The sequence below is a fragment of the Halomonas halocynthiae DSM 14573 genome (assembly GCF_000425725.1).
Taxonomy (GTDB): Bacteria; Pseudomonadota; Gammaproteobacteria; order Pseudomonadales; family Halomonadaceae; genus Halomonas; species Halomonas halocynthiae.
In genome coordinates this window covers 442,687-466,949 of record NZ_KE384440.1, presented here as the reverse complement: position 1 = coordinate 466,949, position 24,263 = coordinate 442,687, and the positions used below count along the sequence as shown (strand labels likewise).

29 protein-coding genes are annotated in these 24,263 nt (G+C 48.3%); 6 read left to right on the top strand and 23 right to left on the bottom strand.

Annotated elements, in window-relative coordinates:
- Positions 1 to 300 precede the first annotated feature (300 nt).
- From H616_RS14880 to H616_RS0111430, 4 genes are read left to right on the top strand one after another with little or no spacing between them, the layout of a single operon-like run.
- Entirely contained in the window at positions 301 to 1,041 is a 741-nt protein-coding gene (locus H616_RS14880; RefSeq protein ID WP_051234240.1) for a class I SAM-dependent methyltransferase, read from the top strand.
- A 3-nt stretch (positions 1,042 to 1,044) separates the two neighbouring features.
- The gene (locus H616_RS0111440; RefSeq protein ID WP_027967488.1) at positions 1,045 to 2,199 is read left to right on the top strand and encodes a peptidogalycan biosysnthesis protein; all 1,155 of its coding nucleotides are present in this window, start codon (positions 1,045 to 1,047) and stop codon (positions 2,197 to 2,199) included.
- 15 nt (positions 2,200 to 2,214) lie between these two features.
- On the top strand, positions 2,215 to 2,547 hold the full coding sequence (locus tag H616_RS0111435; protein ID WP_027967487.1) for a hypothetical protein: 333 nt from the start codon (positions 2,215 to 2,217) through the stop codon (positions 2,545 to 2,547).
- A gap of 2 nt (positions 2,548 to 2,549) precedes the next feature.
- Positions 2,550 to 3,071: a pyridoxamine 5'-phosphate oxidase family protein gene (locus H616_RS0111430; RefSeq protein WP_027967486.1), complete on the top strand. Its 522-nt coding sequence runs from the start codon at positions 2,550 to 2,552 to the stop codon at positions 3,069 to 3,071.
- Between the two features lie 90 nt (positions 3,072 to 3,161).
- Here H616_RS0111430 and H616_RS0111425 read toward each other — a convergent pair whose 3' ends face one another.
- Positions 3,162 to 4,577 (bottom strand): APC family permease, encoded by a 1,416-nt coding sequence (locus H616_RS0111425; protein WP_027967485.1) that lies wholly within the window; start codon positions 4,575 to 4,577, stop codon positions 3,162 to 3,164.
- Positions 4,578 to 4,813: 236 nt separating this feature from the next.
- Between H616_RS0111425 and H616_RS0111420 the strand changes: the two genes are divergently transcribed.
- Positions 4,814 to 6,229 carry an aminotransferase-like domain-containing protein gene (locus tag H616_RS0111420; RefSeq protein ID WP_027967484.1) on the top strand — a complete coding sequence of 472 codons (1,416 nt, stop codon included), beginning with the start codon at positions 4,814 to 4,816 and terminating at the stop codon, positions 6,227 to 6,229.
- Positions 6,230 to 6,435: 206 nt separating this feature from the next.
- On the opposite strand, the gene H616_RS0111415 is transcribed toward H616_RS0111420, so the two are convergent.
- Both H616_RS0111415 and H616_RS0111410 read right to left on the bottom strand, forming a co-directional pair.
- Positions 6,436 to 6,924: a P-loop nucleotide/nucleoside kinase family protein gene (locus H616_RS0111415; protein WP_027967483.1), complete on the bottom strand. Its 489-nt coding sequence runs from the start codon at positions 6,922 to 6,924 to the stop codon at positions 6,436 to 6,438.
- A gap of 21 nt (positions 6,925 to 6,945) precedes the next feature.
- A complete protein-coding gene (locus H616_RS0111410) occupies positions 6,946 to 8,064 on the bottom strand; it encodes an FAD-dependent monooxygenase (protein WP_027967482.1) in 1,119 nt (372 codons plus the stop codon).
- Between the two features lie 104 nt (positions 8,065 to 8,168).
- Between H616_RS0111410 and H616_RS0111405 the strand changes: the two genes are divergently transcribed.
- Positions 8,169 to 9,077 carry a LysR family transcriptional regulator gene (locus H616_RS0111405; RefSeq protein WP_027967481.1) on the top strand — a complete coding sequence of 303 codons (909 nt, stop codon included), beginning with the start codon at positions 8,169 to 8,171 and terminating at the stop codon, positions 9,075 to 9,077.
- A 168-nt stretch (positions 9,078 to 9,245) separates the two neighbouring features.
- On the opposite strand, the gene H616_RS0111400 is transcribed toward H616_RS0111405, so the two are convergent.
- From H616_RS0111400 to H616_RS0111290, 20 genes are all read right to left on the bottom strand, one after another.
- Positions 9,246 to 9,611: an SH3 domain-containing protein gene (locus H616_RS0111400; RefSeq protein WP_027967480.1), complete on the bottom strand. Its 366-nt coding sequence runs from the start codon at positions 9,609 to 9,611 to the stop codon at positions 9,246 to 9,248.
- A 119-nt stretch (positions 9,612 to 9,730) separates the two neighbouring features.
- Positions 9,731 to 10,165 carry a glyoxalase superfamily protein gene (locus H616_RS0111395; protein ID WP_027967479.1) on the bottom strand — a complete coding sequence of 145 codons (435 nt, stop codon included), beginning with the start codon at positions 10,163 to 10,165 and terminating at the stop codon, positions 9,731 to 9,733.
- Positions 10,162 to 11,559 carry an MATE family efflux transporter gene (locus tag H616_RS14875; protein ID WP_035573043.1) on the bottom strand — a complete coding sequence of 466 codons (1,398 nt, stop codon included), beginning with the start codon at positions 11,557 to 11,559 and terminating at the stop codon, positions 10,162 to 10,164. Before H616_RS14875 ends, H616_RS0111395 begins: the two co-directional genes overlap by 4 nt.
- Positions 11,560 to 11,909: 350 nt before the next feature.
- Complete coding sequence (locus H616_RS0111380; RefSeq protein WP_027967477.1) at positions 11,910 to 12,527, bottom strand: LysE family translocator; 618 nt, start codon at positions 12,525 to 12,527, stop codon at positions 11,910 to 11,912.
- A gap of 78 nt (positions 12,528 to 12,605) precedes the next feature.
- Positions 12,606 to 13,328 carry a DUF4336 domain-containing protein gene (locus tag H616_RS0111375; RefSeq protein WP_027967476.1) on the bottom strand — a complete coding sequence of 241 codons (723 nt, stop codon included), beginning with the start codon at positions 13,326 to 13,328 and terminating at the stop codon, positions 12,606 to 12,608.
- A gap of 310 nt (positions 13,329 to 13,638) precedes the next feature.
- Positions 13,639 to 14,172 carry an AAA family ATPase gene (locus tag H616_RS0111370; protein WP_027967475.1) on the bottom strand — a complete coding sequence of 178 codons (534 nt, stop codon included), beginning with the start codon at positions 14,170 to 14,172 and terminating at the stop codon, positions 13,639 to 13,641.
- A complete protein-coding gene (locus H616_RS0111365; RefSeq protein WP_027967474.1) occupies positions 14,169 to 14,603 on the bottom strand; it encodes an N-acetyltransferase in 435 nt (144 codons plus the stop codon). Before H616_RS0111365 ends, H616_RS0111370 begins: the two co-directional genes overlap by 4 nt.
- Positions 14,604 to 14,943: 340 nt before the next feature.
- Positions 14,944 to 15,594 carry a LysE family translocator gene (locus H616_RS0111360; protein WP_027967473.1) on the bottom strand — a complete coding sequence of 217 codons (651 nt, stop codon included), beginning with the start codon at positions 15,592 to 15,594 and terminating at the stop codon, positions 14,944 to 14,946.
- A gap of 200 nt (positions 15,595 to 15,794) precedes the next feature.
- Positions 15,795 to 16,430, bottom strand: coding sequence for a LysE family translocator (locus H616_RS0111355; protein WP_027967472.1), 636 nt, complete (start codon positions 16,428 to 16,430; stop codon positions 15,795 to 15,797).
- Positions 16,431 to 16,574: 144 nt separating this feature from the next.
- The gene (locus H616_RS0111350) at positions 16,575 to 16,970 is read right to left on the bottom strand and encodes a hypothetical protein (protein WP_027967471.1); all 396 of its coding nucleotides are present in this window, start codon (positions 16,968 to 16,970) and stop codon (positions 16,575 to 16,577) included.
- A gap of 119 nt (positions 16,971 to 17,089) precedes the next feature.
- A complete protein-coding gene (locus H616_RS0111345; RefSeq protein WP_027967470.1) occupies positions 17,090 to 17,647 on the bottom strand; it encodes a GNAT family N-acetyltransferase in 558 nt (185 codons plus the stop codon).
- A 105-nt stretch (positions 17,648 to 17,752) separates the two neighbouring features.
- Positions 17,753 to 18,070 (bottom strand): antibiotic biosynthesis monooxygenase family protein, encoded by a 318-nt coding sequence (locus tag H616_RS0111340; RefSeq protein ID WP_027967469.1) that lies wholly within the window; start codon positions 18,068 to 18,070, stop codon positions 17,753 to 17,755.
- A gap of 100 nt (positions 18,071 to 18,170) precedes the next feature.
- The gene (locus tag H616_RS0111335) at positions 18,171 to 18,662 is read right to left on the bottom strand and encodes a GNAT family N-acetyltransferase (protein WP_240470583.1); all 492 of its coding nucleotides are present in this window, start codon (positions 18,660 to 18,662) and stop codon (positions 18,171 to 18,173) included.
- A gap of 651 nt (positions 18,663 to 19,313) precedes the next feature.
- A complete protein-coding gene (locus H616_RS0111325; RefSeq protein ID WP_027967466.1) occupies positions 19,314 to 19,985 on the bottom strand; it encodes a hypothetical protein in 672 nt (223 codons plus the stop codon).
- A gap of 133 nt (positions 19,986 to 20,118) precedes the next feature.
- Positions 20,119 to 20,550, bottom strand: a complete 432-nt coding sequence (locus H616_RS0111320) for an acetyltransferase (protein WP_027967465.1) — start codon at positions 20,548 to 20,550, stop codon at positions 20,119 to 20,121.
- Between the two features lie 105 nt (positions 20,551 to 20,655).
- Complete coding sequence (locus H616_RS0111315) at positions 20,656 to 21,276, bottom strand: cytochrome c oxidase assembly factor Coa1 family protein (RefSeq protein ID WP_205619086.1); 621 nt, start codon at positions 21,274 to 21,276, stop codon at positions 20,656 to 20,658.
- A gap of 435 nt (positions 21,277 to 21,711) precedes the next feature.
- Positions 21,712 to 22,071 (bottom strand): VOC family protein, encoded by a 360-nt coding sequence (locus tag H616_RS0111305; RefSeq protein ID WP_027967462.1) that lies wholly within the window; start codon positions 22,069 to 22,071, stop codon positions 21,712 to 21,714.
- Between the two features lie 87 nt (positions 22,072 to 22,158).
- A complete protein-coding gene (locus H616_RS0111300; RefSeq protein WP_027967461.1) occupies positions 22,159 to 22,785 on the bottom strand; it encodes an FMN-binding negative transcriptional regulator in 627 nt (208 codons plus the stop codon).
- 492 nt (positions 22,786 to 23,277) lie between these two features.
- Positions 23,278 to 23,874, bottom strand: a complete 597-nt coding sequence (locus H616_RS0111295) for a glutathione S-transferase family protein (protein ID WP_027967460.1) — start codon at positions 23,872 to 23,874, stop codon at positions 23,278 to 23,280.
- 100 nt (positions 23,875 to 23,974) lie between these two features.
- Positions 23,975 to 24,229, bottom strand: a complete 255-nt coding sequence (locus tag H616_RS0111290; protein WP_027967459.1) for a hypothetical protein — start codon at positions 24,227 to 24,229, stop codon at positions 23,975 to 23,977.
- Between the last annotated feature and the right edge of the window lie 34 nt (positions 24,230 to 24,263).

The window sequence follows — 24,263 nt, the reverse complement described above, 5'->3', positions numbered from 1 at the left end:
GCCACTCGAACCCAAACTGATCAGCGCTTTCCTAATGGAGAGGTTTTTCAGGAGCCTCCGAGTTGAATGGATACCAACATATGACTCTCACTCACTCGTGCAGGGGGAACACCATATCGTGAACTATGTAACCGGGTATTACAGATGGATCAGCCCTAATCAATATAACGGTGGTAGTAAAAATCAGAAAAAAAGCATTGGATTAACGATAAACCGGCGACCGGTTTTACTTGACCATAACAACCATGTTAAATAAAGTAAAAAATCACGATCTCTGTACGTAACGTAGGGAGAAAATAAATGTCACAGCAATTTGATGAGCTTGCCGCCTTATATGAAAAAATGGCTGAATGGCCATTTCGAAAGTACTGCGAAATACCTTCCACTATTGAAGCTCTAGGAGATATTAGCGGGCTTTCTATTCTTGATTTCGGCTGTGGAAGTGGCTTCTATACTCGGCTATTAAAAAAGCATGGTGCCAAGGAAGTCGTCGGCTACGATATATCTTCGGGAATGATAAGTTACGCTCGTCGTCGCGAAGAGAAAGAGCAACATGGCATTTCATATATTGATAATAAAGACAATATCCCAGAGAATAATTTTGATATTGTTCTTTCTGTATATACTTTACCCTACGCAAAAAACCTACCGGACCTTATGGAATTGTGCGGTGATATGGTGCGCCCCATAATCCCAGGCGGTCGTCTCGTAACACTTCCTCTTCACCCGAACTACGCGCTACAAACATCTTACTATCGCCCCTACGGTTTCGACCTCATCAGCAGCACTACCACTCCTAGAACTGACGAAACGCCGCTGAAACTTCACTTGTGCCAGCCCCCCTATGATGACTTTGTAACGGCTTACTACTGGTCGAGAGAGGCATTAACTAGCGCATTGAAGCACTGCGGGGTGAAAAATATAGAATGGCAAAACTTTCATGTAACCGATGAGGGTAACGAGGCGCACAAGAGCAATTTCTGGGAGGCTTATCAAACGCGCCCACACTCGATCATTCTCTCTGGGCAAAAAGGAGCGTGAACGGTGTCCACCATCCTGCCTCCCTTCGGAGCCGTTTGGGTCCGCTGGTTCAATTCAATAAGCTCTCTTGACCCTCACGAGTGGGATTCATTGGTCGAAGATAGTAATTTTTTTAATAGCTACAGGTGGTTACAGTCTCTCGAATACTTCAGTAGACCACGCTCTGTGTTGACGGTTTTCGGTCCTGGGGGGCTCTTGGCAGGCTGCCCGATATGGGAAGGACAACCTGACGATCCTCTGTTCGCCCCCTCACACTGGTTTACAGGGCTGCCAGGACCGTGGGAGGGGAAATTTCTGTGGGTAGGGGCATATCGCTCCACGCATAATGAGTTGATTTTTGGACACGGGGCTCGTCATCAAGAGGCACTGCCACTGCTGCTTCATGAGCTCCAAAACAAAGCCAGTCATGATGGGCTGGCTGGCGTTCTACTACCCTATATGCCGTTGAAAAAGGCACTGTACGTATCTTTACACCACCCAGATGCACAAGTGCTGCTACATGATGCCGAAGCTTCTCAACACATCTCTCCAGGAGGTTTGGACGACACCATCTCGTCCTGGAAGAAACACTACAGAACACGCACACGAGCCGAAATAAATGCCTTTCACAATCAGGGCAACCAAATAGAGTGGTCACCCATTACACCAGTACTGGAGGAAATACTGGTCCACCTTGTTGCCATGAATCGATCCAAGCACGGTGCGGCCACTGGAGAATCATGGATGCGCAAGGTTTTCATGAGTCAACACCAGTCCAACGTCATTGATCAGTCAATCGTTGCCCTTTCTCGAAACAAGGGAAAGATAAATGCTGCCACCATATTTTATCGTTTCGGAAACTCGCTCCACGCCCGATATTTCGGTTCCGACTACACGGAGGAAAAGGATGACTTCCGTTACTTCGTTCTCAGCTACTACGCACCTTTAAAGTACGCACCCAAGTATGGCTTAAAGACATCCCATCTCTCAGTTTCAGCCTTGGATGCTAAAGCAAAACGTGGAGGATGCATCGAGCCGCTCGCCACCGTCGCAATTCTTAGAAAAGAAAAGTTAGCGGATGACCTTGTGAAGAAGCACAACTTCGCTGTTGCTGACAGGTACCAGAACAGGTTTCGCAAACACCTGGCCCCGGAATGGTTCAACGATGGAATCATCTGATAATAGGAGAGATCCATGCTTCATCTAGTCTATATTCTTCAGCCTACCAAGCATGCACGAACCCACACAAAAGAGTTCTGGGAGTGGATACACTCACGCCAGTCATGGTTCTACGATGGCTTGGAGATGGTCCATGACCCGCGTTGGTTCTCGTATGTTATCAGTAACAACGTGCACTGTCTGGAGCATTCGGTAGCTTTCGAGGACGAAGCAGCCTGGGGCGCTTACCGCAAGGCAGTTTCACAGCGCTCCAAGGAGCCAGAGTGGGAAGCAAGGCGGATCGAACAGGAAAAATGGTGGGAAATCATTGACTCCCGACTCATGAACGATATTCAACTGGAGAGTTAAGAATGACGGAACATACAACAGCACTACACACTCGTGCGAACCGGCTTCTGGATACCGCCTCTTTCATCACATTGGCCACCTGTAACGATACTGGAACGCCTTGGGCATCCACCGTCAACTACGTGGTACTTCGCTCTCCACTGCGTCTTATCTGGTACTCCATGACCCAGGCTCAGCATTCGATTAACATTGAGCGACACCCCATGCTATCGGGCTCAATCTTTCGCACAGACCTGGGCGAGCTATCACCTCCCGCAGGCTTAGATGGTTTGCAGCTCCTTGGAGATGGGCGCGCCCTGCCCGATGAAGAAGCAGAGGCTATCCATACCTTGTACTATCGCTTGAACTTTCCCGATCCAGAGTTAAGAAAATCCTGGCAGCTGCCACTCACAGAATTTCTCGAAGGCGGTCGGAGACGATTCTATGAAATGTGTCCACATAGTCTATGGTTACTCGACCTGGACCAGTGGCGAGAGGACAAGGTGGACCAGCGAATTGCAATCGATATTTCGCAGTTAGCTTGACCACCAGAATACGCTTCGTGGTGACTAAGAGCGCGGCTCAACAAGATTACCAGGCCACTCAGCGTATCCATGAAAACCCATTTAAATGGCTTACAGGTCAGCCATCATGTGTTGGTCGCTGTAGGCACGACCGTATTTGCGCAGCGCATGGATATATAGAGCGACGCCAAGCAATGACCAACCTGCAAAAATTGACCACTCAGCACCACTCAGTGCCGCAGGGCTTCCCGGCAGATAAAGACACGCCATCCCTAACGAGAGGATAATCGCCAGCGTGCCACACAATTTGCCATAACGAATACGGAACGGACGCGGCATCTCTGGCTCACGAACGCGCAACACCACAAAGGAGATCGCAACAAACAGATAAGCAATCACAATACCTAAACCACCGGCATTAACGATCCATACCAGTGCCGGACGGCCAAAGAATGGCGCGATACTCGACAGGAAACCCATAAGAAAAATTGCGTTAGTCGGGGTTTTATAGCGTGGGTGAAGTTTGGCAAACAGTGCTGGCAACATACCTGCTTTAGCCAAGGCATAAATAGCGCGAGAACCACCAATGTAGAAGGCGTTCCAGCTGGTAATAATGCCCGCGATACCGGCCAGTACCATTAAATTGCTGGCCCACGGCGCATTAAACAAGCTGCCCATCGCATCAGGCGCACTGAGAGTGCTAGCAGCCAGCTGCGTGTTGTTTAGCGCGAGGCTAGTGGCCAGAATAATCAGCGCATACCACACTACCGCCAGAATAACAGACATCATCAGCACTTTGCCGATAGCCTTGTAAGGCAAGTTGATCTCTTCGGCGGCCTGGGGAATAACATCGAAACCTACGAAGAGAAACGGCACCATCACCAACACGGCAACAATACCGGCAACAACACCGGAGTCCGCTTGGGTGAACAGCGGCATCATGTTGATGGCTTCACCTTCAAACAGAGCGCCGGTGATAAACAGAACGCCGACGAGCAGAATTAAGCTAGTTACCACCTTCTGCAGCAAAGCGGCAGTGGTAACACCAAAGTAATTGATAATCATCATAGCGAGCGAGCCGCCCACACCAACGGCTACCCAGCTGGCCTTAACTTCCCACCCGGCGATAGTCCATAAGTGACCTACCGCATAATTTGGTGCTAAGTGCTCGATTACGGTGGGCAATGCGACCGCTTCAAAAGCAACGACACTCAAGTAGCCTAAAATAATCGCCCAGGTACACAGAAATGAGGACAAATGACCTAAAGCGCGATAGCTGTAGACATGTTCGCCGCCCACCTTAGGCATCGCCGATGCCAGCTCTGCATAGGTAAGACCGACGAGAACGATCGCTAAACCACCAATGATAAACGCTAAAATAGCACCGATACTGCCAGCCGATTGAATAGCGTTACCAGTGAGTACAATCCAGCCCCAACCAATCATTGCACCAAAGGCAAGAGCTAGTACGTCGCCACGGGCCAGTACCCGGACGAGTTTATCCTGTTCAGAAGAGGGTGTGGTCATAGCACAAAGTCCTGCAAGTTATTAGATGTTGTCATTAACGCTCTGAAGAGCAGTATCCTGATCCCAGACAACGGAGTCGCGACACGCTATCAGGCGATGTATAAGAATACGAATGCACAACTTTCATGTTCGACTAGACCATTTTTCAATCGCCCCCATGAGGTGTAATTTTTATATACTACTTTCGTCCAGACACCCCGCAACTGCTGACTTAGCGCAAAAGATAGAGGCCCGCCATGGATCGCAAGCAAGTCTTGCACCAATTTGTACAGCTTTATGCACTCCAACCTGAGCGACTAAGTAAACAGGTGCGAATTGAGCAAGCGTTACGCCAAGCCATCACCCACCAGTGGCCTACAGGATTTCGACTACCCTCCCACCGGGCGCTGGCAGAGTCGATCAACGTTGCACGCCAAACCCTGGCTTTAGCAATAAGTACGTTACTTGACGAGCAGTTAGTAAAAACGGCTCATGGGCAAGGCACCTGGACGTCGAAGCCGATAGCTCGCACTGTTGTCAAAACAGATATTCAGCTCTCTCGACGTGCCCAGCGAGTACTGCAAGAGCCTGGCGCCAGCACCGTTCAAAGCGGTGCCTTTGTACCCGGCATACCGGATATCGCTCAGTTTCCAATGCGCAAGTGGCGCCAGCTATATGCCAGTGTCACCGTGCCGCAAAATGCCTTACTGCTCTCTTACTCTACCGGTGGCTATGGGCCGCTTAAGCGCGCAATCCGTGAGTTTCTGGCGCGCTGGCGCAATATTCATTGTGATATTGAGCAGATCATCATCACCGATGGTACCCATAACGGTATTGAACTATGCGCCATGGCATTGGCTGATGTAGGCGATACCGTGGCGATGGAGTCGCCCTGTTACTGGGGGGCACGCAACGTATTCACTGCCACTGGGCTTTCGATTGAGATGCTACCTTGGTTTTCCGATAGTGGGCATGTGTTACCGCAGACAACCGATAATATTGCGCTCGCGTATTTAAACGGTTCTCATCACTATCCGCTCAGCGTACCCACACGTGCTGCTCATAAGCAGCAGCTCTGCGATGCGTTATCACCCACCTATGTGGTAGAGGATGACTACGAATTCACCCGAGACGATCACACTAACCTACTGTTTGATCCAAACTCGGAACGCCATTTACTGGTAGGCTCATTCTCTAAGATGATGTTTCCCGGACTGCGGCTTGGCTATTTGGTGGTGCCGCGCCATTTGGCAGCTCCAATGAACCGCCTACGCAGCGAGCTATTTCGTGAAGGCCGTATGCTTGATCAAGCGGTATTAGCGCAATTTATTTTTGATGGCGATTTAGACGTCTGGTGTCGTCGTATCCAGCGCGACTATCTTGGCCGTCAACAGGTGCTGCACGACCAGCTTAGCTCACTACCTAAAGTGCGGGGTGTATCTCCCCCGACTAGCGCGATTAGCTTGTGCGTTGAGTTTGAACCTGGAGTTAACGATGTCGCACTTTCCCAGGCGTTGCTCAAAGAACACTTGATTGTTCGCCCGCTAAGCCCCGTGTGCGCTGACAAGGACTCACGAACAGGATTGGTGATGGGCGTCGGCATGCTATCAGGAGAGACATTAGTGCGTGAAGCCCAGCGGCTGCTCCGCTATTTAGAATTACTACTTCGCTAGGCGAAGTAGGCTTAAAGCGTATTGAGCCTCACGCTCTCTGGTCTAGCCCACGATAGCGGCTTAACAGAACATTCCGCAGTATTTAAAGCGGCTTCGCGCCGGAATTCAGGACTAAAGTTACATTTTGGTCTTGTTGCATGCGGCCACCGAGTGGTTTCTTGGTGCATATTAGCACCTCTAATTAAGTGGCCAAATTCACTATTCCACTACACGACAACCTCAACATTGAATCCCTCTGATTCCTCCGGAGGCTCAAAGTAGCCCGTTACCATCCTGAAAACTTCCTCAGTGTCAAACGCCGCGCGTTCAGGCTGCTCATTTTGCCGCTGTTTCAGCTGTTTTAGACAAACCTCGTCTTCTGCCATCACATAGTACAGTTCGTGAGGCATCTCTCGTTGCGAGTAAATATCCTTGAACCATGCCCTTTGCTTCTTGGTATTGCCAGGGAAATCCAGGACTACAGTGGTTCCCGCCAAGAGTATTTGCTCAACGTGCTTCCTAAGCAATGATTTCAGGCGTGACGAGTAACTGATGTAGTCATTGAAATCGTTGATTTCACCAGGAAAAAGAGCAGATAACCAGTCATCCTCTGAAAGCAGTACCGCGCCGCGTTCACGCGCAATTCTGGCAGACAGCGTGCTTTTTCCAGCGCCCATCTTTCCACAGAAGAATATCAACGTTCCGTAAGAACTCATTATCTGCTCCGTTAATTACGCCTACTGCGTTTCTAATCCCTGCATCCATAACAGACTTAATTGCTCAGCAGAAATGCCTAAAGCCGCTGGCTGAGACTCAATTTGTGTTCCAAAAATCCTCTCGGCTACCTGTCTTCCAGCGGTTTGAGCGGAGGACGTCTTAACGATTCGCTGCTGATAAAAATTTGTCAGAACGTTTTCCAGCTCCCCTTGTTCTCCCAAAAGCCTAGCAAGATGCCACACATCTTCCAGCGCCTGACACGCTCCCTGCCCAGACGTTGGCAACGGCGCATGGGCTGCATCTCCAATAATGACAACATTGTCTTGATGCCAGTAAGGCAGGGGATCAAGATCATGAACAAAAATGCGATTGAGCGATGCTGCATCATAGAATTTCAGCACGTTGCGCACTGGATCAGGCCAGCACCTGAAACGCTGATTCAGCTCATCATACCAAGTAGATAAGGGCCGTTGTTTATCAATATCGGCATTCCATGCACCAGCCCAGAAACATAGTCCATTTTTAACAGGGACAATTCCAAAACGCTCACCAGGACCACGAAAATCATGGATGGCGTTATCTAAAACCCCTTCATCCAACTGACTGATACCAATGATATTAATGAACCCCTGATAGCGGGGGCTCACTTTTTTTGCATATAACGTTTGGCGCACCACCGAATTCATTCTCCCATCGGCTCCTACTACCACGTCAAACTCTTGCTTTAATCGGCCAATATCCTGCGCCGTCATTGGGCAGCCAAGGTGTATTTTTACACCCATATCATCCAACCTCTCGGCCAGTATGCTCATAAGATCACGGCGCAATATTGTTATACTGGGGAAACCACTCAGCAGATTCACTTCCTCAATATCAAGCTCACCCTGCCAAACACCAAATTGATCAAACTGACGCATTAAACGGGGAGTGCCACCCAGACGTTTTAGCTCTTTTTCCAACCCCATCTGTTGCAGAACAAACATTGCATTTGGCCATAAAGTCACGCCAGCACCAATGGACGAGACCTTACTGTCACGCTCATACACGTTCACTTGATAGCCTTGTTGTGCGGCGAGTATCGCCAGCGCTATTCCTGCAACCCCTGCACCAACAATAGCAATACGTTTGGTGTTTTTCATCGCCCCTACCTCAATAGTTAAATTCGGTAGAGATTGTCACAAAGCCACTGCCAGGGATAAACACGCTATTATTGCGTTATTAATCCCATTTTCTGAGAGAATTTATGATTGAAAAAATCGAGCTTCAATGGCTACTGAGCTTTCAGGCGGTATATGAACAACTGAGCTTTAAGCGTGCAGCGGAGCAGCTTCAATTACCAACATCCAATGTCAGTCGCCATGTCGCGCTATTGGAACAACAACTTAGTTTGCGACTATTGGAACGTACCACCCGTAAGATGATCCCAACCGCCGCAGGCAAGCAACTTTATCAGGCCATCACGCCGCTCACACGAGCAATGAATGACGCACTTGAAGAAGCCTCACTGCACGGTGACGCCCTGTCCGGCCACCTTAAGATCATCATGCCTGACCTCCCCTTTCTGGCCGAAATCACTGCAAATTTCTGCCTCCAGCATCCCCAAATACAGCTAAGCTGTGACACCCAATTAAACCCTTCGGAAGGTTTGTTAGAAGGCTTCGATCTGGTGTTACGCTTCGGTAGAGGGCCATTGGAGGATTCTGGCTGGGTCGCGAAAGAAATCCAACGCTGGCCGAGTTGCGTGGTTGCCGCGCCACAACTTCTTAAGCATCACCGATTGCCGGGCTCACTGGATGAACTGAGCAAAGCGCCCTGCATTACCAGCCTATCGGTCTTGCAAGGCATGCCCTGGCGGTTCAAGCATAACCAGACCATTCAGGTGCAATCCAGCTATAAGGTCAATAGTGGCCACATGGCTAAAGCCGCCGCGCTGAAAGGCCTTGGCTTTGCTATTTTACCCACTCATGCATGCCAAGCAGATATAGAAAACGGATCGCTTATCAAGATTTACCTTAACTACCAGCCAGAAGATCTTGTGTTATATGCGTTTTACTCGGGGAAAAAATACCCGCTGGAAAAAGTGAGAGTATTTTTGGAACATCTGAGATTAGCAATCCTGGATAGTGATTCAGATGGAAATAACGTCTTGTGATGACCTCCTCTATATTAGCTTCCACCCGCCACCCAACGTCAGCCTGAAGGCCTATGTATAGTAGTGACGCTTATAGCCGCACCCTAAAGCCAGCGACTAGGCTGCCATCATAAACGGCGCGCGGAACAAACGTACGGCGGCGAATTGATGGCATCTCCAGCACCGCGACTACTCTTCAACCTCTTTCAGATTCTCTAATGGAACCCACCCTGATTCTTTGCCGGTAGATTTTTCACACCATAGCCATCCATTCAAAATTCTTGTGCCAGTTAGTCGCTCACCCACCAGCACATTAAGCTCTCTGGCGGTGTAGTGATCAAGTGCACGCCCCTCTGAACCTTCCAGTCGCTCAATCACTTGCCCAGGCACCCAGCCCGGTTCCTGCCCGGGAGAACTGCAGAAAAACCAGTTATCCCACTCTTCAGCTCCCTCATACTCCTCGCCCACAACAAGAGGGTCACCTTTTCTGAAAGTGATTGGGTTAGGAAACTCACTTTCATGTGAACTAACAACGAGATATTTCCTAGTGCTCATATGGCTCTCTAATTCTGGTTAACGCCCATTTCAGATAGGCGAACTTGTGAGCACTACAATGGCCGCAAACCACGGTTCACAACTCCCGCCTACATTAGCTGGTTGAAATGCCTACGCTATTACCTGCGACGCACCAGCGGCTCGACGATTAGTTGCGGCGTGCCATCCGACGTCTTTTGTGGTGACCGGCCTTCTTGATCAATGACGCCCCTGATACGACGGCGCATGTTGGAGAAACTCGCAAATTGGACGGTATCGATCGGCTGGTCCAGCTGTATCGAAAGCCTATAGCTTTTTCCTGCCTTCGATATCGCAACAATCCGGCCTCTAAAATCTTGCCCCAGGTACTGGCCACGAACCTCATCATGGATATTGAAGGGCGTTGGTTCGGCACCTGACAGCCGAGCATAAAGCGTGTTCCAGTCCCGCACCCCGTTTTGCTGGGCGATGAGCTCCAGCGCTTGAGCGTGGCTAACCTGTGTTCCTTTGGCGGCAAGCGCTTGACGCAGTGATTTTGCCTGCGCCTTGGCTTCCGCAAGTGTTTGCAGGGTCATGTTGGCTCTCCCTGTATTGCCAACCCAAATCCCGAGCCGGTCGTATGCTGTTTCAGGCTGGCAGTCACGATTGCAATTGCCAGACTCGCCATGAGGCCATCGGCAATGGGGAACGCGAACCAAATCGCCTCGGCGTCTTTAATAAACCCAAGCGCAACAATCAGTGCCGGGCTCAACAAGAAAGGTTTGGTTAACGTCAGAATCGCTGCGCGCCCCGGTTGCCCCACCGCTTGAAAATAGAGCGCCAGTACCAGAAGCGGTCCAGCGACGAAGTAAAAATACATCATAGGACGCAGAATCGCCCCCACTTGGGCCACTACGACGGGGTCCCGGACAAACCCCGCCCCAACATGCTGGCTGCTGCCGAGCAGAATGAGCTCAACTGCCACACAATAAGACAGGGCTGTTCCGAGTGCGAGTCGCAAGACCGCATCCGACCGAAGATAGAGTCCTGCGCCAACATTGTTGCCGACAATACTCTGGGTTGCGAGCGCGATAGCCATCAAGGGTAGAAAAGCGAAACTGAAAATCCGAGTAACGATCCCGTAGGCGGCGATGGTGTCGGCATAGCCAGCCTCTGCTGTCAGTCGCAAGGTTGCGATCAGAGTCGCCGAGACAAGCGCAATACCAATGAAGCTAAGGCTGAGAGGCGCTCCAAGGGCTAGCATAGGGCGCCAGCTCCCAAACCAGCGGTATCTGCCCAGCGAGGAAAACGGCAGTAATCCGTCTCCACGCAGGCGCAGGCCAATCAGCAGCCCCAAGCCCAGCCCCTGGGCCAGCACCGTGCCCCAAGCTGATCCGGCGACGCCGAAATCAAGAACAACAATCAGCACATAGTTCAGTACGATATTAGCAAGCGTCACTCCAACCGACATTAGCGCAATGAACCCCGCCCGCCCCTCATTGCGCAGTGCATCCGCATGCAGCCCAAGCAAGAACTGCAAGGGTGTCGCATAAATCATGATCGATAGATACGTGTAGGCCATCCCAGTGATGCCGCCCTGCCCGTCCGCCAAGTAGTCAACGGCAGCCCGCCCTCCTACCAGGAAAATCACGATCAGAGTGAGTGAGATACAGAGTGCCAGTCCATGTGCTCGGGTGAAAACTGCGGCAGCCTGATCTCTTGTGTCCGCGCCCAGATGACGAGCCAGAAGGCTGGACATTCCCCCGCTGACAAGAGTCGACAGAGCAACAGTGATCATAAAGGCAGGAAAAACAATGCTGACGGCAGCTAAGGCATTTGTGCCAACGAAATATCCCAAAAAAGTGGCATCGACAACATTCAGAAGCCCGTTCATTGTCATGACGAGCATCATTGGAAACGCATTGGCGAAGAAAGTCCGCCCTATGGGGGCAATCAGAAAACGATTGTCCGATGAGTGTCGGGACGACATCATTCACTCCTCAAATGAGGCATTTCGTTCTTGATGGGGGCCTGCATTGCCCACCTACGAAATGCTTCGAGGGTGAGTATGTTCGTACCGTCGGGCTTCACCGTGACTTGCGTCTGCAGGCGGCAGGTGCCCGATACCGTTGGCCGCAGACTGTAGAACCTCACCAACGCAGATGTCAAGAAAAAAGCACCGGCCTTCCCGTAATGGAACATCCAGCCTATAAATGTTTGTGTACTACCTCCTTAAGAGTTGTGGGGCGCATATAAATAGGCAGATTGAATCACCCACAAAACTGATCAGCTTGATGAGGCCAAAAGACGGTATGCCATCATTTACCGCAGGCGCCTCCCTTAAGCCTTTGCTATCAGATACGCCCCGGCTCCAACCATTAAACCACCAGCCGTCACTTTAACGACTCGCCCTGCCTTATGATTGGTACCAAATGACGCAACGGCCCCAGCGAAATATGCATAGCCTAATTTGACACCGCCAACGGCGACTATGGTTACCATCACAATGGCTGCGATATCCCATGTCCGAATAGTGGCCAAGTCAACAAAGGTAGGAAACAAGCTCGCGTAAAAAAATATTGCCTTTACATCACCCAGGGTAAGAAGCAGACCAGAGAAAAAGCTTGCTGATAATTTCGATGCTGACCGGCCAAAATGCTCCACTTGCAATGGCGCTTTCGATCTCATCAGGCTTATACCAAACCAGATCAAATACGCGCCTGCCAAATATCTCAGTATCAAGAAAAAGCTACCCACAACCTCTGCCAACGCAGTCATTCCTAAAACAGCTAACAAGACAAAGATGAGATCACCGACGACAATTCCCGCTGCAACGGCACAGCCGTTCGAGAATCCGGCAGAAGAAGCGCGAGCAATGACCAAGGCGACACTCGTGCTGGGGACTAGCGCTAAAGCTGACATCACTGTAAACAGAGCTAATATTTCGGCTAAACTCATAGTAATTCCTAGGCTTAACGCTTCAGATCACAGCGCGAAAGCGTTCGACTGCCTTGACTTATTATACGTTTCTATCCATTACTTCACCCATCGAAAAGCGCGCGTCAACTCAGCGACACCGTTCGTTTCATACCAACGGCCATGGGCAATAATGACCTTATCAGGACTCCATGAAAGAATTTTATCAACAGCTTCTCTTAACTGTTTATGGTGCCCTATATATGCCATTCGCAAATCAATTGGGAGCTTCCCGTCAGGGTCAAAATTACCAGCAAGCTTCATGGAAGTTCTCATAACCAGAGATTTTTCCATTTTAGCCTCAAAATTCTCGATCAAATCAGCAAGGATAAGCGTACTGGAGTCTTTATGGTAAAACACTACCTCTTCTAAAACCCTGCTCCCTTTAACGATCAGTTGTTCTATATCCTCTCGCCATTCGACTTCCGGCTCATCTGAAAGATCCTTATCAAATTCCCAACCAACCTTTCTCGCGGCATCCCGAGAACCAGGAGCGGCCCAGGATATGGCGTTTGGATATAGTGCTTTCCACTCACCAATCCACCAGTAGTGGATTCTATTAGGAGATACTAGGTGCTTAACTTCTCCTAGCTTTTCAATTTCTTCCTTCAAATCTTGAGTAAGCTCGATCGGAGAATGTATAAACAATGAACCAGAAGATAACCTAATAAGAGTCATCCTGGTAGGAAAACTTACTCCTTTAAATTTTATTAGAGGCCCATCCACAATCCAAATATCTTTAGCAACAGGTTTAAGAACCTGTATAGGATTATATGTTTCCACTACTTTTCTCCTGTACTTTTAGCTACTCAACCAAGCCAAGTAACGCTTTGCGCTTTACTTGGCTTGACCACTTTTACTTTGAAGATGACGGCGCGAACGCCTGCATAGGCTACGTCAGCGACATTATCTGATCTTCTCCAGCGGCAGACCTAGCGCATCCTCATACAGGGACGCACTTAGCTCAGGGGCTTTGGTAATGGACGCAAAGCCTGTAATGCACTTAATTTCCACTCAATCCCTCCGCGGCTGATCAAGCCTAACGCCAAAGCTCAGTTGTGACAGCGCAGCCGACACCAACTGCTGCAAACTGTTAGGAGATTTCTACAACATCAAGAATAAATGAGAGCCGCTCTTCGACATTACCGCGCGGCACCTCCAATGTTTCATACCCCCACCGTAGATACCACCGTTTCATACCTTCAAACACATCAACGGCTTGCTCAAATGTTTGGTCACGCTCTGAATCGGTAGCATAAATCTCTTCCCATGGAGGCAGGAGAAAAACAGTCCTATTATATTGAAAACATTGAACATATCGGGAAGCCTCTTCGTCTGTTAATGCATCTTCTGCATCAAGCATATACAAGGCGTCGAGGACTCCTCGGTCAAAGAATGTGGGGCGGTCACTACCACCTGCGTTTCGATACTTTTTGATATCTGCACTGAGGATCTGATGAGCAAAAGATACCGCTTCTGGCCGAGGCGACAACCCAATCGCTAACCGTTCCTTTATTATTTTGCGAGCAGACTCTGATGCGAAGCTATACCCACGCTCCGCTAGAGTAGTAAGAATTGTCGTTTTCCCGCTACCAGGGCCGCCGGTGATTACGAATCGATAGTTCATTTAACCCTTGTGCTCGAAATCATTGTGTACTCTAGGTGTCCAGTATGCTCATCCAATTGCTCACTGACGACTGTAAAGCCTTGAGACAAATAGAACTGATAACTAGCCTTATTTTCCTTATATACGGAAAGATTTAGTACCGATCTTTGAGATTTAGCATGATTTAACAATTGCTTACCAATCCCCCTCCTCTGAAAAACAGGAAGTAAAAATATAGCTGCCAGGTTATTTTCATACAGCGCATAAAAACCAACGACCTGAGAATCTATTTCATAAACAAAAACCTCTGAAGCTGGAATATAAACATTACGCATACTCTCAATTTGAGCCTCCCAGAAGTCAGCTGAAATAAAATTATGAGCTTTAACAGACGATTCAAACCAAATAGAAAGGACCGACTCTAAGTCGCTTGAATTATAACTTCTAATCATTTTAATTTCTAAATTGTAAAATCAACAGGGTAAAACAACGCAAAAATAATCGGCATGAATAAGCTTTACCTTCCTACCTGTCTCACCAACGTTTCTAATTTATTTCTCCATAACTTTCAACACCTTGCAGCCACCAGTTTGCTTTAGAGCATATTCGTCGGTCTTTTCCTTAGGAAGTCCAAACTTACTCCCAGTTAACGCGCCGCGTTAGGTGGTAAGCAACGCCCGCCACCAAACACAACTCATTACATAAAATAAAAATTATTTTAACAGAAATCACCAGGTCTATTTAATGGGCACCACAGATGCCCCCAGCTTAAAGAAATAATTATATTTTCTGCTACTTTGACAATGCTGACCGGACAATGGAAAAACCAACCAGCCCAAGTATTGCGCCAGTAACTTTGTCTATGTAGTAAGCAAGCCTAGTGAACTGCTGACGAACTTTATTTGTCGACAATAAAAACACGATTGCAGCATCCCAAAAAAACACTGCTAACGTCATCCATGCGCCAAGAAGTATTTTGAAAGTTAAACTCACATCATTTGTCAGCACGACAGTAAAAAGACTTAGGTAAAAAAGTAAGTTTTTAGGATTTAAAACCCCAGACATAAATCCAACAGAGAACTCCTTAAAAAATGTCGTATTAGCCTCTTTATTCTTACCTATTTCCAATAATATATCCTGGTAGTCACTCTTTCTTACGCGAAGCGCTTGAACTGCAAGATACATTAAGAATAGCCCACCAACTATTTTTAGAGCAATCATCACTTTAACTGAGCTGGCCAATATTGCACCAACACCGAATAAGCATAATGCGATATAAAGAGCGTTGGCACTTGAAATTCCAGCCGCTACACCAATGGCCTTACGCCTATCGTTTTTCATGGCACTTTTTACGACAAGAACAAAGTCTGGCCCTGGGCTCAGCAAGGCGAGGAAGTGCGCAAAAGCAACTGTTAAAAACATTGTAGCTAAATCTAAATCCACGAGTTATCTCCTATTACTTCCAATATAAGCAAGGTGCTCTACGCTCTACGCTCTACGCTATACCCTCACATAATTTTCCGCCTGAACCTCGCCGCCGAAGCCTCCTGTATTGACCACATATCGAGGCTCAATAAGAAGAACATGGCATTTACCTTCATTTACCTTCAGGGAAGAACCTATTCCCCAGCTGCTCGCCTGCATTACCGGGTACTCGCTGCAAGGCGCACGCCCAAGGCAACAAACAAGGTGCCAAGACCTCGATCCATCCATAAACCAACTCGCCGATTTTGCCTCAAGAAAACACCTAGCTTTGAACCCAGCATAACCAATGGTGGTTCTATGAAGGCTGCAACAACAATGATTAAGCTCCCATGCAATAACAGCTGACCACCAGGATGGCCGGCACCTTCCACGACAAACTGAGGCAGGAAAGCCAGGAAAAATATGGCGACCTTCGGGTTCAGCGCAGAAACCAACACTCCTTGCCAATATATTGCATGCACTCGTTGATGACTGATGCCCCCATTAGAGACGAAGGAGTCGCCTCGGGATAGTAGCATTTTGATACCAAGCCATATCAAATATACGGCCCCTATCCACTTAACAATAGAGAACGCCAAGGCGGATGTAGCAAGGATTGCTGAAAGGCCAACCGCAGCCATAGCAACATGCAAACCGGCTCCTGTCCAAACACCGAACATCGCCGCGAACCCATGCCGACGTCCATTGCGTAAGGTTTGCCCTAAAATGAAGGCAATATCAGGGCCCGGAGAGAGATTTAGAAGGACCGCCGCAGCAAGAAACGTCACCCAGTGAATTATTGTATAATCAAACATTTCAACGACACTCCTATGATGTCCTAAACCTTAACTGTGGCAATCAGCATGTAGCAACCACATAACGCCGCCAACACAAACCGGAGCACACCGTGCGGAGGTCCATGATCCAGCCCACAAAAGAGGGATTGTGCCTGACCTTAGTTAACTGAGGCTCTCACGTGATCTCCGAGCAATAACCCAGTGTCCAATGAACACCAATAAATCTATGACCAGTATGATTATGTTCTGGATCAGGCTCTGTAGAGCGCCACGCTGCTCACTACGAATTTCCTGCTGCCAGTTCGTTTCACGGCTTTGTGTTAGCTCAGCACCTTCTGGAGGCTTGTAGTCTTCAGAACGGTATTGATTACGCTGGATTAACCATCGACGGTAGTTCTCATCGGTGAGATGAGCTTCATACGTACTGTTGTTAATCGTAAATTCAGGTGCCGACAACTCAACAACATTCCACGCCGTCATTCCAAGGACAACAACAAAGCAGGCTACGGTGAAAAAGCAGACGGCAAGCGCATATATTTCCACTATATTCTTTTTCAATTTTCGATTCCTTCATACAGTCAATGATTACATAAATGGCGGATTTTACGCAGCAAAGCGGGAAAAGTCCGTCCGGTGGTGGCCTGTCGGGTCGGGCCGGAACGAATTTAATGCACTGGTTAGGCTTTTATACCCCACTGCTCTCGTTGTAAACGGTAAAGTAAATGCCGCCGCAAAGGGCTACTCTCAGGCAAGCTGGGATGCTCAAACTGACCACTGTACTTCATGCCGATGCGCTCCATGACCCGACGCGATCGCTGATTATCAACTGTGGTAAAGGAGACAATCTCGGGAAGCTCCAATTGTTGAAATGCAACATTTAGCGCACCACGCGCAGCCTCCGATGCATAGCCTTTCCCCCAGTGAGCTGACGATAACCGCCAACCAGCCTCGACACATGGAGAAAAAGGCAGCGCTGCAGTGGGTACGTGTAGCCCACAAAAGCCAATAAACGACTCGCCCTTTTTGACGTCGACTGCCCAGAACCCCCAGCCACGTTGCTTAATGAGTGAGCGAATCTTCTTCGCCATTTCAGCACTGGCTTGGCCGCTCAGCGGTTGGGGAAAGTACTCCATGACTTTTGGGTCGGTGTTCAGAGCAGCAAACGACTTGAAATCGCTTTCTTGCCATTGCCGTAAACACAGCCGCTCTGTCTCATATTCTATTAACTCTGCCATAGCAGGGTGTGCCTTATTTCTGACGCCTATTACCAAAATAAGCGGCGGCCCGACAGGGACACCCGATGGATCGCCGACAGACTGGGAACGAGCGTGATTGACTCGTTAAATGCCATAAGCCCGTTCAACCTTTGCAATTCGGACCTTAAATTCGGAATACCAGACCTTATGCCCCAAGCGCTGGGCCTCAAGGTGCTCAGCATTTTGCTTCCAGTTCCTGATCGCGTCTTCGCTTGCCCAATACGAAACGGTGATACCCACACCCTCACGGGCTGACTCGATACCAAGAAACCCTTTCTGTTGAGCCGCCAGCTCAATCATCCTGCTTGCCATTGCATCGTAACCATGATCACCATCCGTGCGGGCAGAACTAAAAATTACGGCGTAATATGGCGGACTCGGAGTTTTAGCTATCCCTGACATAACTTCCTCTTGGTATTTAACGCCGCCCGCACAAGCCGAAGCCGAAGCCGAAGCCGAAGCCGAAGCCGAAACAGAATAGCTGTCGCTATGCCTGACCCGGTTATGTTTTGACATTTCGCGCAACCATAATCACTTCGTCTGCCGAGTACAGGTTTGCCAGGGTAGCCTCCACCTCGGCGCCCAGAACATTTCTGTATAGACTTTGCGCGTAGTTGTCAGCTCGTGTCGTCACCATAATATGCTTTAACACGGCACCCTGCTGCTTCAGCTTTCGAGTAACGTCAGGCAATGTATCTATGATAAGAATTTTACCGACACCATTCCCCTGAAAGCTTGGAGACACAGCAACCTGCTCCAACTCGAGTACCGCGCTCGGCCTAAACCCCGCTTTCTGAGACCAGATGATATACCCAACGCAGGACTCTTCAGCGTAAGCTACGTAGCAGAACGTTTTGGGGGCTGCACTGAGACTGCTTTCCAGCCACCTGAACGAATGTTGCTGTCTAATGAATGCCAGGCGATGAACTTCGGCCGCCGCCTCTAGGTCCCCCAGCTCCATTGCTCTTAATGAAATACCCCTTGCAGATTGCATCTACTTCTCCAGAAAAACATAACCCGAATCGTAGTGGTGCGCCTATGGCGCGTCCGCCTGCCGCGACTGGTTATGCAGTTTTAGTTGCACGAACGCACCCAGGATACTGAACGGAATGAAGCTTAAGAGCATCATAATTACGTATCCCGACCGCATGAACACTATTGACGAAATTATCGAATGCATAACAAATCCAACGACAAGAAATATTTTTGCATTCATTCTTCCTACGTCTTCATAGCTACGAGCAGCCAGATATCCCGCGCCAGTGCTCACGAAAACAAACACTAGAGTCAAGAAACCTAGCCGGAGTGCATTGATGAACTCTTCACCACCCAAAAATGACCATACATAGGAGAGGTACCAACTAGTTACAGTCCCCATGACTTCTCCCGAAAACAGAAACCCGAAGGCCCTTCCAAGCGCGGCGGGGCCTGAAGGAGCAGGCGTATAGAAAAATGCCTTAACTAGCCGGTAAGACCAAAAAACGACGACTAGCGCCGGGAGCGAATAGGTTGCAGCGCTTCTAATTAACTCGAAATCCAAGCCTAGAACTCCTTAGAATACATAACGCCCGCATTTGCGGCTGGTTTGGAGCACAGCGGAAAACCACAGTCCGATAACATGCGCTTGTTAGCTGTGATTTGGCTCTCACTTTGAGTCATGGCTGTTTTCCTTGACTAGGTTATGCATATACTCGCTTTTATGGAACGGCCTTGAAACCCATGATTTATACGTTGGATGATTAAGCATTTCTTCTCTTGTTAATGCTTTCGTGACCTTGCCAACCATACCCTCCGAAACAATATTTACAGTTGGAGTAACTCCATCCATTAATAGAGTTGATACCTGAGTTACTCCACAGGTGATACAAGTTACCCAAACTAGATAGCCATCTTCAGATGTAAAGTAGTAGTAACCGACAGGACTAGATGTTGGCACTTTTTGTATATCATATTTTTCTTCAATTTGATGACCCAGAACAGCCTCCACTTCAGCGACAAAGTCCTTGACCGAACGCTCTTTGAAGTAACCCGATTGATTGTTGTCTAGACGTTTTTCATACTTATCACCGCCCGATGACAAATACTGCATTTGCTGTTTTGTGGCAATTTTAACTAATACGATATCTTTACTATTCTGAATTTCCTCCTGGAAAGGATAGCTTCCTTTGATTTGATAGTATTTGTTAATAATATCGGTCCAATACTCAAGATGCTCTAGACGAATTAAGTCTGCATCTTCTTGATACTGCTTCATAGGATTGGCAGCGCATGAAAAAACAAAGCATGCAACTAAAACAACCAGTAATTTGAATTTCATCAGATCTCTCGATTACAGCTAACGAGGCTGTAGAAAAACCCGATTGCCACTTGGGCTCCCAGCACGCGCGGCTTTGTAGTGAAGGCGAAGCTGCAACGAAAAAGACGTCGCCGTGCCTGACCTTGTTAAATTTTTATAGCACCATATGCAACAAAGGATAAGGCTTACCCTGACCATCAACTGGTGACCGACCTATCACTTTAAAGCCAATATGCTGATAAAAACCTACCGCCTGTTCATTCTGCTCGTTTACATCGACCTTTGATGCTCCCTTCTCTTTAATAGCATGGGCCGCTAACATGGCACCAATGCCTTTTCCACGTGCATCAGGTGAAATGAACAACATTTCAATATTACCGTCATGCACACCACAAAATCCCTGTATTTCACCATTGCCGTTTTTAACGCACCTTAAATCAACAGCGTCAAAATATTGTTTCAGAATTAACGGCTTTAACTCCTGTAGATCACCTTCAGCTAAAAAGTCGTGGGTTGCCCTAACCGACGCTTCCCAGACTTCTATCAGCTTAGGGTGATCTGCTTTTTCTACGATCTCGATATTCATCACGAAACCCGATTGAAAAAATAACGCCCCCAAGCAGGGGCATATTTTTGCATTATTGAGCGCAGCGAAGCAAAAACATGCCCCACTGCCTTGGATTGTTAGGCGCTACTCAGACTGACTTAAAACGACTACCCTTTCCCCACTTTCCTTACTTACGGCTAGAACTTCTTTTAGCTCCCATTTGTCTGCCAGATTTGTAGCGTAAACATATACTTCCGCACTTCCTTTAGAACCAGAAATAGAATAATTTAGATTGGCAGTGCCACCAGAACCACCATACGAAATTTCGCCGAGGACAAATAACCCAGGCTTGGGGTTCTCTCCAACTATAGATACGACCTGAGGGTTGGATTGAACTGCGTCAACGGACAAATCATACGCCTCTCCTTTCATCATATTTGTAAGTAGGATGAAACATAGTGGGAGAACAACCAGAACAAGCGCTAACCCAGCATTTCTCCATTTTTTCTGAGTCGATTTAAAATGCTCAACATCTCGCCAAGTTCGGTTTCTCCATGCCCACTCGCTTCCTTTGGCACCCAGTACGAAGATCATTACAACATTAACCAGGGGAACAAACATGAGAAGTGCTATATAAGTGCTATTTCCAATGCCCCATATCCAGTTAAGCAAAAAGGCGCCCCAATTCCATCCCTTTATTTCATCGGGCACAACGGAGTTCTTCCCCATTCCCGAAATATACTCTCTTTCCATATTAATACTCATTCTCCGATTTTCGTCTAACGCCCAAGTTCACGCGCGGCCGGGGAGGCGTGGACGTCGCGTGGAGCACCTTGTTGGGCCACGGCATAGCTATGCGTCGTGCCCGATGGATGTTTTACGTATTAAATACCGCCGAAATAAAAACGCGATGCCTGCGATGAAGAAAGCTCCAGCACAAAGGAAACCACAAGCAACTGGTGCCGACGCATGTGTAACCACGACACCATCAAAGTACCTGCCTTCACTATTGTAATGTAGCCGCGCCAAGCGAAAGGTGGCAACACCAAGCAAGACACCAGCGGCAACCGCTAGCAAGATGACGCCATTTATCACCTTCCTGATCAGCTTCATGCTTCTGAGACCCAACGCCCGCAGCATGCGCAGCTTTGGAATAGAGGCGAAGCCACAATGGAAAAGGCGTCGCCGTACCTACGATGGTTACGCATTTGGCTCTGACCAGACGGCATATTCATTGCCATTTGGGTCACTGAAATGAAAACGGCGACCACCCGGGAACGGGAAAATATCCTTGACGATTTTTCCGCCAGACAACTCTACTTTCTCGAGAGTTGCTTCCAAGTCAGTGCTGAAAAGGACGACCAATACACTTCCTGTCTCAGTTGTGGCCACATTGTCTGACTTGAAGAATCCACCATCCAGTCCTGCGTTCTCGATCGCTACGTACTCTGGACCATAGTCTACAAATGTCCACCCAAATGCATCACCAAAGAACCTTTTCGTGACGTTAAGATCCTTGGCGGGAATCTCAACATAATTGATCTTTCCGGTCTCTTTCACAGCTTCCTCCTTGAGGCATAACGCTGGGCTTTGCGGCGGTTTTGTAGGAGCGAAGCGACGGAAAAAACGTCTGACAACAGTCCCTTGTTAGCTGATGAGTTTGGCCATTGCACGGTTCTGCGCTCCCTCTCCGGTTTCTAGACCAGCTTTAACACCGGTCCGATTCCTCTCCGGCTGATTCTGACTTGCTTTCAGCTTACCGGTCAACGTTTCGATTTTGATCTCAACGCCAACAATAGCCTGCACCAAACGGTCAGTGAAATCCGTGGGCGCATCGTCCACGGACCAGGGAGCTGCCATATAGGATTCATGCTGGTCTGTAAGCTGATGTAGATGATTTTTCAGCCAGCTTGGATCCTGAATAATCTGGGCGCTACCCTCCGCATGAACAGCCAGATAGTTCCATGTCGGGACAACTCGGCCTGTCTCAGCCTTGGTTGGGTACCATGACGGTGAAACGTAAGCATCTGGACCCTGAAAAACTGTGAGCACTCGAGCGCCGCCCTGCATGCGCTGCCAAACTGGGTTACTGCGGGCCAGATGACACTGAAGATATCCAAGAGAATTATTTGCGCCAGAACTCAGATGAAAAGGTACGTGGTTTGCCTCAATTCCTTCATCGTCCGCAATGACGAGCAGCCCAAAGCCATAATCACGAATGTACTGTTGAAGTTTCTCTTGGTCTTCTTCTTTGAAGTGATTCGGGACATACATCCTTTTATGCTCCTGAGTAGAGTCCTTGCGCAGCTAACGCCCGCACTTGCGGCTTGTTTATAGCACAGCGTAAAACCAGCCCGACAAGATGCGCTTGTTAGGGTTTTGTTGGCAATACATTCAAATGAACCCCATAAGTGTTACCGTTTAACTCTACTGATGGTTCGTATTCCCAGACCCTATAGCTTACCTGTTTAATCTCGATATTATTTTGATCAAGCCACTTAATGCCAGGAGATTGACCAACCTGACTGTTCCATACCACCCAGTGGTTTCGCCACTCATTTGAGTTTTCTGCTGTCCTTAATTCTATGCGATAGAACGGAGCAGTTCTGGCTCCAGTATTTGATACACCATGCTCAAGTACTGCAACCACGGATTTATCAGGATTTGGATACTCGCCTACAACACTCCAATCAAATAGATCCGCTTGAGGTTCAGACTTTATTGGAAATAGAAAATTATAGGCGTCAAAACTTAGTACGATTAACGTTACGCCATGCCAACATATTTAGGATGAGACGCAATTCTGTCAATCCATGCTTGTATAGCTGGGTAATTAGAAAGATCAAACCCACCTTCTTCGGCAACATGAGTATAACCGTAGAGTGTAATATCGGCGGTAGTTAGTTTCTCGCCTGCTAAATAGGATGTTTCTTTAAGTTGAGCTTCCATAACTGATAGAGCTTTACCGCCGCCTTCCTGCTTTGATTCATAATCGGCACGACGATCTTCAGGCAACCCCAAATATTTGGCAATAAAGCGCGCTACTGCAATAAACGGTTCATGGCTATACTGCTCAAAAAACTGCCATTGTTGAACTTTGGCGAGATCAAAGTTGTCGCTGGGCAGTAACTCACTTCCAATAGCCAAATAGTTCAAAATTGCATTGGATTCGGAAAGGCAGCGTCCATCAGGTAGTTCAAGCAATGGAATTTTACCATTTGGATTTCTAACCAAAAAATCAGAAGCTTGAGTTCCGCCAGCAAGAATATCAACATGAACCCACTCATGCTCAATTCCTAAGAGTGAACATAATAATTTTACTTTGTAACAATTTCCGGACTGTATGTCACCGTAGATTTTCACGGACTCTCCTTATGGCATTTAACGCTAAGGTAACCGGTGCCGGAGCGCCAGCGGAGGGAACCAAAAGCGGCACGCTTTTGGCGTCCGGTTGACTGCCTGGTTATGTGTTTGCACTGCGCGCCCCTACGATTGCGAACCAAAAGAACGCTGCCCCAGCCAAAACAACCCCCAGCGCGGTGTGGTTGGGCTCAATACTCCGAATGTAAAGCAGCGGAGTTGTAGCCATTGCAACCGAAACAAACACATAGACACCATAGTGCCAGCCTCGGGCGTTACCTATTTTCTTGCGCCATGCATTTAGGAGCAGGGTTCCCGTTGGAATGAAAAAAATCATGCCTACTTCGAAAATACCCATAATCCCTCATGACACATAACAGTGATTAGACGGC

Bases quoted from the DNA above. Each gene is read 5' to 3' on its own strand.
- H616_RS0111425 (WP_027967485.1), bottom strand. From the start codon at position 4,577: ATGACCACACCCTCTTCTGAACAGGATAAACTCGTCCGGGTACTGGCC.
- H616_RS0111410 (WP_027967482.1), bottom strand. From the start codon at position 8,064: ATGAAAAACACCAAACGTATTGCTATTGTTGGTGCAGGGGTTGCAGGA.
- H616_RS0111435 (WP_027967487.1), top strand. From the start codon at position 2,215: ATGCTTCATCTAGTCTATATTCTTCAGCCTACCAAGCATGCACGAACC.
- H616_RS14875 (WP_035573043.1), bottom strand. From the start codon at position 11,559: ATGTCGTCCCGACACTCATCGGACAATCGTTTTCTGATTGCCCCCATA.
- H616_RS0111355 (WP_027967472.1), bottom strand. From the start codon at position 16,430: ATGTTTGATTATACAATAATTCACTGGGTGACGTTTCTTGCTGCGGCG.
- H616_RS0111420 (WP_027967484.1), top strand. From the start codon at position 4,814: ATGGATCGCAAGCAAGTCTTGCACCAATTTGTACAGCTTTATGCACTC.
- H616_RS0111345 (WP_027967470.1), bottom strand. From the start codon at position 17,647: ATGGCAGAGTTAATAGAATATGAGACAGAGCGGCTGTGTTTACGGCAA.
- H616_RS0111365 (WP_027967474.1), bottom strand. From the start codon at position 14,603: ATGATTAGAAGTTATAATTCAAGCGACTTAGAGTCGGTCCTTTCTATT.
- H616_RS0111315 (WP_205619086.1), bottom strand. From the start codon at position 21,276: ATGAGTATTAATATGGAAAGAGAGTATATTTCGGGAATGGGGAAGAAC.
- H616_RS0111430 (WP_027967486.1), top strand. From the start codon at position 2,550: ATGACGGAACATACAACAGCACTACACACTCGTGCGAACCGGCTTCTG.
- H616_RS0111320 (WP_027967465.1), bottom strand. From the start codon at position 20,550: ATGAATATCGAGATCGTAGAAAAAGCAGATCACCCTAAGCTGATAGAA.
- H616_RS0111325 (WP_027967466.1), bottom strand. From the start codon at position 19,985: ATGAAATTCAAATTACTGGTTGTTTTAGTTGCATGCTTTGTTTTTTCA.
- H616_RS0111290 (WP_027967459.1), bottom strand. From the start codon at position 24,229: ATGGGTATTTTCGAAGTAGGCATGATTTTTTTCATTCCAACGGGAACC.
- H616_RS0111340 (WP_027967469.1), bottom strand. From the start codon at position 18,070: ATGTCAGGGATAGCTAAAACTCCGAGTCCGCCATATTACGCCGTAATT.
- H616_RS0111300 (WP_027967461.1), bottom strand. From the start codon at position 22,785: ATGTATGTCCCGAATCACTTCAAAGAAGAAGACCAAGAGAAACTTCAA.
- H616_RS14880 (WP_051234240.1), top strand. From the start codon at position 301: ATGTCACAGCAATTTGATGAGCTTGCCGCCTTATATGAAAAAATGGCT.
- H616_RS0111415 (WP_027967483.1), bottom strand. From the start codon at position 6,924: ATGAGTTCTTACGGAACGTTGATATTCTTCTGTGGAAAGATGGGCGCT.
- H616_RS0111400 (WP_027967480.1), bottom strand. From the start codon at position 9,611: ATGAGCACTAGGAAATATCTCGTTGTTAGTTCACATGAAAGTGAGTTT.
- H616_RS0111395 (WP_027967479.1), bottom strand. From the start codon at position 10,165: ATGACCCTGCAAACACTTGCGGAAGCCAAGGCGCAGGCAAAATCACTG.
- H616_RS0111405 (WP_027967481.1), top strand. From the start codon at position 8,169: ATGATTGAAAAAATCGAGCTTCAATGGCTACTGAGCTTTCAGGCGGTA.
- H616_RS0111370 (WP_027967475.1), bottom strand. From the start codon at position 14,172: ATGAACTATCGATTCGTAATCACCGGCGGCCCTGGTAGCGGGAAAACG.
- H616_RS0111380 (WP_027967477.1), bottom strand. From the start codon at position 12,527: ATGAGTTTAGCCGAAATATTAGCTCTGTTTACAGTGATGTCAGCTTTA.
- H616_RS0111335 (WP_240470583.1), bottom strand. From the start codon at position 18,662: ATGCAATCTGCAAGGGGTATTTCATTAAGAGCAATGGAGCTGGGGGAC.